Origin of the sequence: Sphingopyxis sp. (assembly GCF_035686825.1) — a bacterium.
In the GTDB taxonomy this organism is placed as follows: Bacteria; Pseudomonadota; Alphaproteobacteria; order Sphingomonadales; family Sphingomonadaceae; genus Sphingopyxis.
In genome coordinates, this window is the sequence record NZ_DASRYZ010000006.1 from 530,423 (window position 1) to 543,278 (window position 12,856).

Genomic DNA, 12,856 nt, shown 5'->3' on the forward strand with positions numbered 1-12,856 from the left:
CGGTTAGCGCAGCCGCGCCTTGCGGGAAAGCGCCTTAGCGTGTAGGGGCTGCTCAAAATTTAGGCAATTCGACGAAAGCTCCCCGCCATGGCGCCGCTCCGGCCCATCCAGATCGGCAACATCACCATCGCGGATCCCGTGATCCTCGCGCCGATGACGGGCGTCACCGACCTGCCGTTCCGCAAGCTCGTGCGCTATTATGGCTCGGGGCTCAACGTCACCGAGATGATCGCGAGCCAGGCCGCGATCCGCGAAACGCGCCAGTCGATCCAGAAAGCGGCGTGGGATCCGGTCGAAGAGCCGGTGTCGATGCAGCTCGTCGGCTGCACCCCCTATGAAATGGGCGAGGCCGCGAAGCTCAACGAGGATCGCGGCGCGTCGATCATCGACATCAACATGGGCTGCCCGGTGCGAAAGGTGACCAACGGCGACGCCGGATCGGCGCTGATGCGCGACTTGAAGCTCGCCGCCGCGCTGATCAAATCCTGCGTCGACGCCGTCAAGGTTCCGGTGACGGTCAAGATGCGCATGGGCTGGTGCCACGACAGCCTCAACGCGCCCGAACTCGCGCATATTGCCGAGGATCTCGGCGCAAAACTCGTCACGGTTCACGGCCGCACGCGCAACCAGATGTATCGCGGCGAGGCCGACTGGGGTTTCGTGCGCTCGGTCAAGGATGCGGTGTCGATCCCGGTGATCGTCAATGGCGACATCTGCTCGGCCGACGATGCCCGCACCGCGCTCGCGCAGAGCGGCGCCGATGGCGTGATGATCGGCCGCGGCGCCTATGGCCGCCCGTGGCTGCTCGGGCAGGTCATGGCGGCGCTGCGCGGCGAGGCCGAACGGCCCGATCCCGGTCTCGACGAACAATATGACGTCATTACATCGCATTACCGTGCGATGATCGACCATTATGGAGAGATGACCGGGGTCAATATGGCGCGCAAACATCTCGGCTGGTACGTCAAGGGGCTGCACGGCTCGGCGGAGTTCCGCAACAAAGTCAACCAGATCCCCGACAGCAAGGGCGTGCTCGACGCGCTCGAGGCCTTCTATGGCCCGCATCTGACCAAGGCCGCTGCATGAGCGCTCTGACGTCGAGCATCCCGAACTTCGACCATGACGAGCTGATCCAGTCGCACCCCGTTCCCACGCTGCTCATCGATGGCGGCGGGGTCGTGCTCTTCGTCAACGCCGCTGCGGAGCAGCTTTGTAACGTCAGCCGCTCGGCGATGGTCGGGCGCGTCATCTATGACGTCATCGCGATGGACCGCAGCTATCGCCAGCGGATGAGCGACGCCGCGACGTCGGCGCTTTTCGCGCATCGCGCCGAAATCTCGGTCGGCGGACGCAAGACGGTCTTCGTCGACATGCAGATGGTTCCTTATGGCAACAGCGGCCACCGCATCCTCGCGCTCGTCCCCTCGCCAAGCGATGCCGAGCTGATGGGCGGCGCGATCGGCCGTTCGGGGCGCGCGGCGGGCGCCGCCGCCTCGATGCTCGCGCACGAGATCAAGAATCCGCTCGCGGGCATCAAGGGCGCGGCGCAGCTGCTCGCGCGCAAGACCGATGCCGGCGGGGAACGCTTCACGACGCTGATCTGCGCCGAGGTCGACCGGATCGCGACGCTGATCGACCAGATGGAGCATTTCTCGCGCGGCCAGCCGATCGACTGCGGCCCGATCAACCTCTATCAACCGATCCACCAGGCGATGGAAACCGCGCGCGCGCGCCAGTTTCCCGGCGTCCGCTTCGCCGAGGATTTCGACCCTTCGCTTCCCCTCGTCCACGGCAACCATGACGCCATGGTGCAGATATTGCTCAACCTGCTCACCAATGGCTGCGAGGCGCTCGGTGGGCGCGACGACGGCGTCGTGCGGTTGACGACCGCCTATCGGCACGGCTTGTCGATCGACAATGGCGACGGGCGCGGGCGCATCGCGCTGCCGATCGAGGTCAGCGTCAGCGACAATGGCCCCGGCGTTCCCGCCGACATCCGCGGCGACCTGTTCGACCCGTTCGTAACGACGAAGCGTGACGGGCGTGGGCTCGGGCTCGCGCTCGTCGCCAAGCTCGCACGCGACATGGGCGGCACGGTGCAGCATATCCGCGACGGCGACTGGACGCGCTTTCGCGTGCATCTGCCCGTCGCGCGGGAAGGACGCGCGACATGACCCGGGGCAAGACGATCCTGCTGGTCGAGGATGATCCGGCGATCGCGATGATCATCCGCGAAACGCTCGTCGGCGAATGCGGCCATTTCGCGTCGGTCGCCAGCCTTGCCGAACGCAACGCCTGGCTGGCCGACCATCGCCCCGACCTCGTCATCACCGACGTCGTGCTGCCCGACGGCGACGGCATCGATTCGCTGGCGCACACGGGCATCGACCCCGCGACGCCGGTGATCGTGCTGTCGGCGCAGAATACGCTCGACACCGCGGTGCGCGCGACCGGCATCGGCAGCTACGACTATCTGCCCAAGCCCTTCGATCTCGACGAACTCACCGCCAGCGTCCGCGCCGCGCTCGAACGGAGCAGCGAGCCGGCGGCACGCGACGCCGCGGCGCCGGCCGACAGCCACGGACTGGTCGGGCGCGCGCCGGCGATGCAGGCGGTCTACCGCACCATCGCACGCCTCGCGTCGAACGACCTTGCGGTCCTCATCCTCGGCGAGTCGGGCACCGGCAAGGAAGTCGTTGCGCGCGCGATCCACGCGACCGGGCTGCGCCGGGGCGGGCCTTTCGTCGCGATCAACATGGCCGCGATCCCGCGCGAGTTGATCGAAGCCGAGCTGTTCGGGCACGAAAAGGGGGCATTTACCGGCGCGCACAGCCGCAATGCGGGGCGCTTCGAGCAGGCCGCGGGCGGCACGCTCTTCCTCGACGAAATCGGCGATATGCCGCTCGAGGCGCAGACCCGGCTGCTCCGCGTGCTCCAGAGCAATGAGTATTCGACCGTCGGCGGCAGTCAGGCGCTGCGCGCCGACGTCCGCGTCATCGCCGCGACGCACCGCGACATGCGCACGCTTGTCGCTGATGGCCGTTTCCGCGAGGACCTTTTCTACCGCCTCAACGTTATTCCCGTCACGCTGCCGCCGCTCCGCGACCGCCGCAGCGACATCGCCGCGCTCGTCGGTCATTTCGTCGATGCGGGGCGCAGTTCGGGGCTTCCGCACCGCCAATTCGCGCCCGCCGCGATGCAGTGGCTCGAACGCTATGACTGGCCCGGCAATGTTCGCGAGTTGGGCAATGTCGTCCAGCGGCTCGCCGTGTTGTCGCGCGATACCGTGGTGACGGCGCGCGATGTCGAAACATTGCTCCGCGAAAACGGCGAAGGGGGCGGGGCGGTCGAGCCCGCCGCGCTGATCGCGCGTGCCGTCGATGATTGGGCGCGCGAGCAAATGGCGGGCGTGCCGAGCGACGGCGACATTCACGAACAGCTCGAGACCATTGTCGAGGCGGCGCTTTTCCGCCGCGTTCTGCGCGAAGTGCGCGGCAATCAGCTCGAGGCGGCGCGGCGACTCGGGATCAACCGCAACACGCTGCGCAAACGGCTCGGACAGCTCGACATCGATCCGGCGCATCCCTGAACGGGAAATAATCCCGAAATCGGTGCAATTGGGCGACATTTGCGCCGATTGTGTGTTTTCTATGCAACAGGATTGTCGTAACGCGGCAACAATGGCGCGATCGACTTCCCTGGCCCTCGACATGGATTCGGACGAAGAGGAAGCGCGCTCGGGCTTCTGGCGCTTCGGAACGCCCGAATATTACACGCTCGGCATCATCGTCAGCGTCGCGATCGCGACCTATATTTTCGTCACCGGCGACGCGCAGAGCGAGAGATTGCTGACCCCGGCGCTGGTGGCGGCGATCATGGTCGTCAACCTTGTGCCGGCGATGGCGCTGATCGTGCTGATCGGCAGCCGCGTCGCGCGCGCGCGCGCGGTGCGCTCGATGGCGGGCGGCAATGGCCGCCTCCACGTCCGGCTCGTCGCGCTGTTTTCGCTGATCGCGGCGGCGCCGACCTTGCTCGTCGTCATATTCGCTTCGCTGCTGTTCCAGTTCGGCGTCGACTTCTGGTTCTCCGACCGGTCGCGCGGTATGTTTGAAAATGCCGCCAGTCTCGCTGAAGGCTATTATCAGGAAAATCAGCGCCAGGTCGGCGCGAACACCTTTGCCATGGCCAACGACCTCGGCACGCGATTGTCCCGCTTCTCGATCGATAGCCCCGGTTTCACCAACTATTATCTCCAGCAGGTCGTCGTCCGCAGCCTCAATGAATCGGCGATCATCGAGATCGGCAGGGATGGCGTCGCGCGCACCGCCGCAGCGATCGACCCCGACGATCGTTCGGCCGAGAACCGGCTGAGTTCGGAGATGGTCGGCCGCCTCGACGCCGGCGAAGATGTGGTCGTGGTTCGCCAGGCCAACCGGATCGAAGCCGCGGCGCAGCTCCCCGGAACCGATCGTGCTTATGTCTATGCCTCGCGCGACACCAATGTTCCGGGGTTTCAACAGTCGGCGCGCGCGAGCGCGGTGCTGGCCGACTACAACGGCCTGTTCGAACGGTCGCAGTTGCTCCAACTCCAGTTCAACGGCGCGCTCTATCTGGGCTCGCTGCTGCTGCTCGCGCTCGCGGTGATCGCCGCGATCGTCGTCGCCGACCGCATAGTCCGGCCGCTCGGGACGCTGATCGGCGCGACGCGAACCGCCGCCGATGGCGACCTTTCGGTCCGCGTCACGCCGCCGGCGCGCGACGACGAGATCGCGGTATTGACGCGCGCCTTTAACCGGATGACCGAGCAGCTCGAGGGGCAGACCGGCGTGCTCGTCAATGTGAACGAGCAGCTCGAGGCGCGGCGCAGCTTTATCGAAGCGGTGCTCAGCGGGGTCTCGTCCGCCGTGGTTTCGGTCGATGCCGGTCGCCGCATCCTGCTGGCGAATGCCGCCGCCGAGCGGCTGATCGGGCAGTCGGCGGAAAATCTCACCGGCCAGCCGCTCGACGATGTGGCGCCCGAACTGGCGCGGCTGTTGACGGGCGAGGAGCGCGAGGGGATCGTGCAACTGTCGCGCAAGGACGCCGAACCCGCGACGCTCGCCGCCAAGGCGGTGGCGCAGGGCGACGGTTTCGTCCTCAGTTTCGAGGACATCACGCAGCAATTGCTCGATCAGCGGCGCGCCGCTTGGTCCGATGTCGCTCGACGCATCGCGCACGAAATCAAGAATCCGCTGACGCCGATCCAGCTCGCCGCGGAGCGGCTCCAGCGGCGTTTCGGCGACAAGGTCGAGGGCGATGCGGCGACCTTCCGCAAGCTCACCGACACGGTGATCCGGCAGGTTCACGACATGCGGCGCATGGTCGACGAATTTTCGAGCTTCGCACGGATGCCCAAGCCGACCTTCGGCGTCGAGGATGTGCGCGACATATTGCGCCAGGCGGTTTTCCTGTTCGAGGTCGCAAAGCCCGACATCGTCTTTTCGGTCAAGACGCCGGCCGAGATCGAGCCGCTCGTCTGCGATCGCCGCTCCATGTCGCAGGCGGTAACAAATATCGTCAAAAATGCGGTCGAAGCGATTGAGGAAAAATATAAAAACTCCGATTCCGCTGCGACAGGCCACATCAGCGCGGCGCTCGACATCGGCGCGGGCGGGGAGGTGATCATTCGCGTCACCGACGACGGAATCGGGCTGCCCGAGGCGCGCGATGCGATCGCCGAACCTTATATGACGACGCGCCAGGGCGGGACGGGCCTCGGCCTCGCAATCGTCAAGAAGATTGTCGAGCAACATTATGGCGAACTTGAATTTTCTGACAATCCGGCGGGGCAGGGGACGTGCGTGACCCTGACGCTCCATCCCGACCGGCTCCGGCCCTTGGCCGGAAAGGGCGGGGAGCAAAATATGGGGCAGAATGAAACGGTTCCGGGGCGCATCCGGAACCGGCAGGACAGAGAAGATCATGGCGCTTGATATTCTGATCGTCGACGACGAACGCGACATTTGCGACCTCGTCGCCGGGGTCATGGAAGACGAAGGTTATGAGGCGCGCACAGCGTCCGACAGCGATTCGGCGCTCGAGGCGATCCGCCAGCGGCGGCCGTCGCTCGCGCTGATCGACGTCTGGCTGCAAGGATCGCGGCTCGACGGCCTCGGCCTCGTCGAAGCGATCAAGGCGTTCGATCCGACGCTGCCGATCATCGTGATTTCGGGCCATGGCGGCCTCGACACCGCGGTCGCGGCGATCCGCCGCGGCGCGTTCGACTTCATCGAAAAGCCGTTCGAAGCGTCGCGCCTGCTCCACCTCGTCGCGCGCGCGACCGAAAGCGAGCGACTGAAATTCGAATATGAACAGCTGCGCGAAAAGGCGGGGCCATCCGACGAACTGACGGGGACGAGCGCCGCGATCAACAATGTCCGCGCGACGCTGAAGCGGGTGGCAGGGACGGGGAGCCGCGTCCTGATCACCGGCGCGCCCGGTGTCGGCAAGGAAGTCGCCGCGCGGGTGCTGCACGGGTGGAGCGGCAGGCACAATGCGCCGTTCCGCGTGATTTCGTCGGCGCGCATGGATCCCGAAACGGTCGAAACCGAATTGTTCGGGTCCGAAGCCGAAGATGGGTCGATCCGCGTCGGCCTGCTCGAACAGGCGCATGGCGGGACCTTGTTCCTCGACGAGGTGGCCGACATGCCGCTGACGACGCAGGGCAAGATCCTGCGCGTGCTCACCGATCAGAGCTTTGCCCGCGTCGGCGGCCGCACGATGATCCGCGTCGATGTCCGCATCATTTCGGGTTCGGCACGCGATTTGATGACCGAAATCGCCGAGGGCCGCTTTCGCGAGGATCTTTATTACCGGCTCAACGTCGTGCCCGTGCATATCCCGCCGCTGCGCGAGCGGCGCGACGATATCGCGAGCCTGTGCGACCATTATATCCGGCGTTACGCCGCCGACCGCCGCGTCCCGCCGCCCGAGATCAGCGCCGAGGCGATGGCGGCGCTGCAAGCACATGAATGGCCGGGCAATGTCCGCGAACTGCGCAACGTCATCGAGCGCGTGATGATCCTCGCGCCGAGCGACCGGCTGGCGCGGATCGATGCCGACATGCTTCCCGCCGAACTGGTGCGCGGCGGAACCGACATTCTGCCCAATTCGGAATCGATCACCGCGATCCCGTTGAAAGAGGCGCGCGAGAATTTCGAGCGCGAGTATCTGCGCATCCAGATCAACCGCTTTTCAGGCAATATTTCGCGTACCGCGACCTTCATCGGGATGGAGCGGTCCGCCCTGCACCGCAAACTGAAACTTTTGGGCCTTACCGAGAGTTCGGAAAGCGAAGGTTAGGCTTTGCGCTAGACGTCCCACGCGCTTTGCCGCATATTGCGTTTCAGAAGAAGGTCTTGAAAGCCGGAGGAAACCGGCACCGTACCCCGCGGTTACACCGCCAAAAACAGGAGGCAAATGTGTCCGATAAAAACCAGAATCTCCAGGATATTTTCCTCAACGCCCTCCGCAAGAGCAAGACCCCGGTGACCATGTTCCTGGTCAAGGGCGTCAAGTTGCAGGGCATCATCACCTGGTTCGACAATTTCTCGCTGCTGCTCCGCCGCGACGGACAGTCGCAGCTGGTGTACAAGCATGCGATCTCGACCGTGATGCCGTCGCACGATTTCGACCTGTCGCTGCTCGGCGACAATCTGCGCGACGCGCCGGCGAGCAAGGGCAAGGCGTTGCAGGACGTGTTTCTGAACGCCGTCCGCCGTTCGGATGAGTCGGTCACGATGTTCCTCGTCAACGGCGTGATGCTGCAGGGCGACATCGTCGCGTTCGACCTCTTCTGCATGCTGCTCGAGCGCGAACGGCAGGTGCAACTCGTCTACAAGCACGCGATTTCGACCGTTCAGCCGAACGGGCCGATCAACCTCACCGACAATGGCGAGGGTGACGGCGAAGCGGACGACGCCTGATCGACCCGATAATCGACAATGAAGACGAGGTAACGCGCGGCGCTCCCGCGCTTGTCATCGTGCCCGAATGGCATAGCCAGCGGCTCGCGCGCGACCTCGACGCGCGCGCCGAGGAGGCGCGGGGCCTTGCGCTCGCGATTGGGCTCGATGTCGTCGCCGTCCACACGCTCCGCCTGCGCCAGACGCGGGCCGCAACGCTGCTCGGCGTCGGGCAGATCGATGCGATCGCGCCCGACATAGCGGCGAAGGGCGTCCAGCTTGTGGTCGTCGACGCGGCGCTCACCCCGATCCAGCAGCGCAATCTCGAAACGGCGTTCGGCACCAAGGTGATCGATCGCACCGGCCTGATCCTCGAAATCTTCGGCGAGCGTGCGGCGACGGCCGAGGGCCGCTTGCAGGTCGAACTCGCGCATCTCGACTATCAGGCGGGGCGGCTCGTGCGCAGCTGGACCCACCTCGAGCGCCAGCGCGGCGGTTTCGGCTTCCTCGGCGGCCCCGGCGAAACGCAGATCGAGGCCGACCGCCGGATGATCCGCAACCGGATGGCGCGAATCCGGCGTAGCCTCGAGGATGCGCGCCGTACGCGCCAACTGCAGCGCTCGAAACGACAGCGTGCGCCATGGCCGGTCATCGCGCTCGTCGGCTACACCAATGCCGGAAAATCGACTTTCTTCAACAGGTTGACTGGAAGTGACGTCATGGCGGAAGATATGCTTTTCGCTACGCTCGATCCGACGATGCGCGAAATCCGGCTGCCCGGCATCGACAAGGCGATCCTGTCCGACACGGTGGGTTTCGTGTCCGACCTGCCGACCGAACTCGTCGCGGCGTTCCGGGCGACGCTGGAAGAGGTCACCACCGCCGACCTGATCGTCCATGTGCGCGACATCGTCCATCCTGACAGCGAAGCGCAATATGACGATGTGCGCGCCATCCTGAACTCGCTCGGCGCCAACGGCCCGCAGGACGGCGGGGAGGGCGATGCACCTGATGCGATCCCGCAGATCGAGATATGGAACAAGATCGACACCGCCGATGTCGATCGCCGCGCGATTATCGAAGAGATGGCGGCGCGGCGTTCCGACGTTGCGGTGATTTCGGCGGTGACGGGCGAGGGCGTCGAAGCCGCGCGCATCCTCATGGCGTCACAATTGACCGCGCGGCATCAGGTGCAACGCATCCATCTGGGCTATGAGCAGGGCGAGGCGATGGCATGGCTCCATGCGCGCGGCGAGGTCCTCGCCGACGAGCCGGAGGGTGAGGGGCATGTGCTGACCGTCCGGCTCGATCCCGCCGACCGGGCGCGCTTCGAACGGCTGTGGCCGAACCTCAGGGACGCTCCGACAGCTTGACCGCCTGCCAATGCGCTTCCTGCGCGTCGAGCGACAGGCCCGTCAGCGTTCCGCCTGCGCGGTCTTCCATGGCCGCAAAGCGGCGCGCGAACTTGGCATTGGCATCGCGCAACGCGCCTTCGGCATCGACACCCAGCTTGCGCGCGTAATTTACGACGGCAAACAACAGGTCACCCACTTCCTCATGACGCTCGCTGTCATCATTTGCGCCCGCGACCTCGGCCAGTTCCTCGGCGATCTTGTCGCGCGGTCCGTCGGTATCGGGCCAGTCGAAACCGACGCGCGCGGCACGGCCCTGCAGCTTCTGGGCGCGGAGCAAGGCCGGTAGCGACAGCGCGACGCCGGCCAGCGCGCCGCTTGGCCCTTCGGCGGCGCGTTCGTCGGCCTTGATGGCTTCCCATTGCCTGCGGACATCGTCGGTCTTGCCGTCGCCGAAGATGTGCGGATGGCGGCGTTCCATCTTGTCGCTGATCGCGTTGGCGACATCGTCGAAACCGAAAAGGCCGTCGTCGGTCGCGATCTGGCTATGGAACACGACCTGAAGCAGAAGGTCGCCGAGTTCGTCGCGGATCGCAGCGGGATCGCCGCCGGCGATCGCGTCGGAAACCTCATAGGCTTCCTCAATCGTATAAGGCGCGATCGTCGAAAAATCCTGCGCGAGATCCCATTCGCAACCGCCGTCGGGATTGCGCAACTGGCGCATGATGACGAGCAGGCGATCGATGGGGGATTGGTTCGCCGCGTTGGGCATATGTTTATCCGATAATATATATTATGTTAAATACTATTTGATTGGTACGTGAAACGGGCGGCATCCCATCCACCCTCACGGCAAATCATAGGCCCCGTCTAAAATCGCTTCATGCGACAGTAAAGCCTGAGCACTCATGGCTGAGCTGGTTGCCGCAAATGAAAGCTCTGCCGACGAATGCTATCGGCGCTGGGCCCACCCGGCGTCCCGCGCTGCCCGTTCGGCCCGAGCGTCGAGCGCGCCACGCTTCATCATGGCGGCCGCCGCTGCGGCCAGTTCGCCCGATGAGGCCTGCCGGTAATCGCCGCGCGTCTGGCCCGGCAACGTCCTTTCGATCTGCCAGCGATCTTGCTCGCGGCACCCGATGCCGTCGATCGCGCGGCTTTCGAAGCTGCGGCAATAGCGGCCGGCCTTGTCTTCGAAGCTGAGAACGATCCGCACCGCCGCATCGCCTGGCTGGCTCGAAGCGAGCTGCGTATCGAGCGCTTCGGCGAGCGGGCCCGCCGCGACCAGCGTGCCGCCGTCGATCGCGACCTCCGCCCCGGGCACCCATGGGCGCAGTCCGATCATGAGGCCGAGTATGAGCGAGGCCGCGATGGTGCCCCAATGCATGCCGCTGAAGCGTGCGCGCCGGGCGTTTCGGCGGTCGGTCAGGCTTGTATCGACCTTGTTATCGACAGCAAGCAGCGACCGGAACCGCTCTGGAACCGCCTCCTCCGCTATGGGAGCGTAGTGCGCCGTCAACCGCGTCTTGAGCGCGCGGTGGCGCGCGATCTCGGCCGCGAGCGCCGCGTCGGTGGCTGCCTCGCGCTCGATCCGGCGCGCTGTCAGGTCGTCGAGTTCGCCGTCGACGAAAGCGGCGACGGTGGCGGGATCAAAGCTCATGCCGCTTCTCCGAGATAAAACATCAATGCTTCGCGCCCACGCGCGAGGCGCGAGGTGACCGTGCCGACCGGCACATCGAGTATCTCCGCGGCTTCGCGATAGGCATAGCCTTCGACGAGTACGAGCATCACGACTTCGCGCTGTTCGTCGGGAAGTCGGGCCATGGCGCCGTCGACATCGCCGCGTAGCGCCCCGGCCTCGACTTCGGCGGCGCCTTCGCCCGCGACTTGCGTCGCCGCGTCGTCGATCGGGGCGTGAACGCCGCGCCGGCCCGCCGCGCGGCGCTCGTCGATCCAGAGATTGCGAGTGATGCGGTACATCCAACTGTCCAGTCTCGTCCCTTGTTGCCATTGGTCGCGCGATTTAAGCGCGCGCTCGATCGCTGCCTGGCACAAATCATCGGCATCGCTTTGATGACGCGTCAATCCGCGCGCGAAACGGCGCAAGCGCGGCAGTAATTCGACCAGTTCCTCTTCGAAGCGCATATTCGCCTTTTCGATCTGTTCGAGGAAGAAACGACGCCACTCTATCGTTTCTTCCGCAGCATGCTAAATTTTTCGGACGCGATTGGTCACCCTGCCTTCCCGTTCGACGATATGAGGAGATTTGATGCGCGTATTGATCGCCCTGCCCGTGATGTTCTCGCTTTTGTGCGCGGGAATCGCAGTGCGTGTTGACGCCCAGATCGCGCTGCCATCGGTCCAACTGCCCGACACGTCGCGCACCCTGCCTTCGCTGCCGGACATCGTCACCGAGCCGTTGCAGGCTGCGGGTGACACGCTCGCGCGGGTCCGGCTCGACCGGATCGACAGGCTGCTTCGCGACAATCGCGATCGGATAGAGCCTGACCGCAACGGCCAGCCCGCCGTGCGCGGCATACTCGTCGCTACGGGCGTCGACGAAGCGATGATCGCGCGCGCTGCCAAGGAAGGGTTTTGGCTGATCGACCGCGATCGCATCGAGGGCATCGATCTCGACGTCGTTCGTTTCGCCGTTCCCGACGGGCATAGCCTCGCTCGCGCGCAAAAACGTCTCGCCAAGCTGCTCCCCGATGCCGAAGTCGATGCCGACCATATCTATTTCGCGAGCGGTTCCGGCGGCGCGATGCCGGCGGCCGCATTGGCGACGGCGGCGTCGCCCGGCCAAGCCCGGCTCGGACTGATCGACGGCGGTGTTGCCGCGCATCCGTCGGTCGCGGGCCGGGTTGAGCAGCGCGGTTTCGCTGCCGGCGCGCCGCATGCGAGCCGTCATGGGACCGCCGTGGCGTCGCTGCTGATCGGCAGTGGGCGGGTGCGCGGCGCGGCTTCGGGACAGAAGCTGCTCGCCGCCGATGTTTACGGCTCCGATCCGGCGGGCGGCAATGCAAGCGCCATCGTACGCGCGCTCGGTTGGCTGGTTCAGCGCGGCGCCGCGGTGACGACGATCAGCCTCGTCGGTCCCGACAACAAATTGCTGGCGGCCGCGGTGTCGCGCGCGCAGCAGCGCGGCATGCTGATCGTCGCGGCGGTCGGCAACGACGGCCCCGCCGCCCCGCCCGCCTACCCCGCCTCCTATAAGGGCGTATTCGCCGTGACCGGGGTCGATGCCCGGAATCGCGCCTTGCCCGAGGCCGGCCGCGCGCTCCACCTCGACTTCGCCGCGCCGGGCGATGCCGTATTTGCCGCCACTGGCGTCGACGCAACCGACCGCCTGCGCGGCACCTCTTTCGCTGCGCCTTTGGTGGCCGGGCGCCTCGCCCTTCGCTACCCCGCGCCGGCGATCGACCGGATCGGACCGGCGGTTTCCGCGCTGGTCTTCGAAGCGCGAGATCTTGGCAAAAAGGGCCGCGATAAAATCTATGGCCACGGGCTGATTTGCGGGGATTGCGGCGGCCGCTGACCCGCCCGGCACAATTTTTGGAAGAA

11 protein-coding genes are annotated in these 12,856 nt (G+C 65.7%); 8 read left to right on the top strand and 3 right to left on the bottom strand.

Annotation, left to right across the window (positions count from 1 at the left end):
* Positions 1-87: 87 nt before the first annotated feature.
* From dusB to hflX, 7 genes are all read left to right on the top strand, one after another.
* Positions 88-1,086: a tRNA dihydrouridine synthase DusB gene (dusB, locus tag VFG17_RS16085; protein ID WP_325030368.1), complete on the top strand. Its 999-nt coding sequence runs from the start codon at positions 88-90 to the stop codon at positions 1,084-1,086.
* Complete coding sequence (locus VFG17_RS16090) at positions 1,083-2,174, top strand: two-component system sensor histidine kinase NtrB (RefSeq protein WP_325030369.1); 1,092 nt, start codon at positions 1,083-1,085, stop codon at positions 2,172-2,174. Before dusB ends, VFG17_RS16090 begins: the two co-directional genes overlap by 4 nt.
* The gene (locus VFG17_RS16095) at positions 2,171-3,589 is read left to right on the top strand and encodes a sigma-54 dependent transcriptional regulator (protein ID WP_325030370.1); all 1,419 of its coding nucleotides are present in this window, start codon (positions 2,171-2,173) and stop codon (positions 3,587-3,589) included. Before VFG17_RS16090 ends, VFG17_RS16095 begins: the two co-directional genes overlap by 4 nt.
* Before the next feature lie 121 nt (positions 3,590-3,710).
* On the top strand, positions 3,711-5,972 hold the full coding sequence (locus VFG17_RS16100; protein ID WP_325030371.1) for a sensor histidine kinase: 2,262 nt from the start codon (positions 3,711-3,713) through the stop codon (positions 5,970-5,972).
* A complete protein-coding gene (locus VFG17_RS16105; protein WP_325030372.1) occupies positions 5,962-7,341 on the top strand; it encodes a sigma-54 dependent transcriptional regulator in 1,380 nt (459 codons plus the stop codon). The genes VFG17_RS16100 and VFG17_RS16105 overlap by 11 nt, the downstream gene beginning before the upstream one ends.
* 56 nt (positions 7,342-7,397) lie before the next feature.
* Positions 7,398-7,964, top strand: coding sequence for an RNA chaperone Hfq (gene hfq, locus VFG17_RS16110; RefSeq protein WP_414712960.1), 567 nt, complete (start codon positions 7,398-7,400; stop codon positions 7,962-7,964).
* Positions 7,961-9,316 (top strand): GTPase HflX, encoded by a 1,356-nt coding sequence (hflX, locus tag VFG17_RS16115; RefSeq protein ID WP_414712968.1) that lies wholly within the window; start codon positions 7,961-7,963, stop codon positions 9,314-9,316. Before hfq ends, hflX begins: the two co-directional genes overlap by 4 nt.
* Here the strand turns inward: hflX and mazG are convergent.
* From mazG to VFG17_RS16130, 3 genes are all read right to left on the bottom strand, one after another.
* Positions 9,294-10,067 (bottom strand): nucleoside triphosphate pyrophosphohydrolase, encoded by a 774-nt coding sequence (gene mazG, locus VFG17_RS16120; protein ID WP_325030374.1) that lies wholly within the window; start codon positions 10,065-10,067, stop codon positions 9,294-9,296. The two genes, hflX and mazG, sit on opposite strands and share 23 nt — an antisense overlap.
* Before the next feature lie 180 nt (positions 10,068-10,247).
* On the bottom strand, positions 10,248-10,952 hold the full coding sequence (locus VFG17_RS16125; protein ID WP_325030375.1) for an anti-sigma factor: 705 nt from the start codon (positions 10,950-10,952) through the stop codon (positions 10,248-10,250).
* On the bottom strand, positions 10,949-11,437 hold the full coding sequence (locus VFG17_RS16130; protein ID WP_325030376.1) for an RNA polymerase sigma factor: 489 nt from the start codon (positions 11,435-11,437) through the stop codon (positions 10,949-10,951). Before VFG17_RS16130 ends, VFG17_RS16125 begins: the two co-directional genes overlap by 4 nt.
* A 124-nt stretch (positions 11,438-11,561) precedes the next feature.
* Here VFG17_RS16130 and VFG17_RS16135 point away from each other — a divergent pair, with 124 nt between their 5' ends.
* Complete coding sequence (locus VFG17_RS16135) at positions 11,562-12,830, top strand: S8 family serine peptidase (RefSeq protein ID WP_325030377.1); 1,269 nt, start codon at positions 11,562-11,564, stop codon at positions 12,828-12,830.
* Positions 12,831-12,856 lie beyond the last annotated feature (26 nt).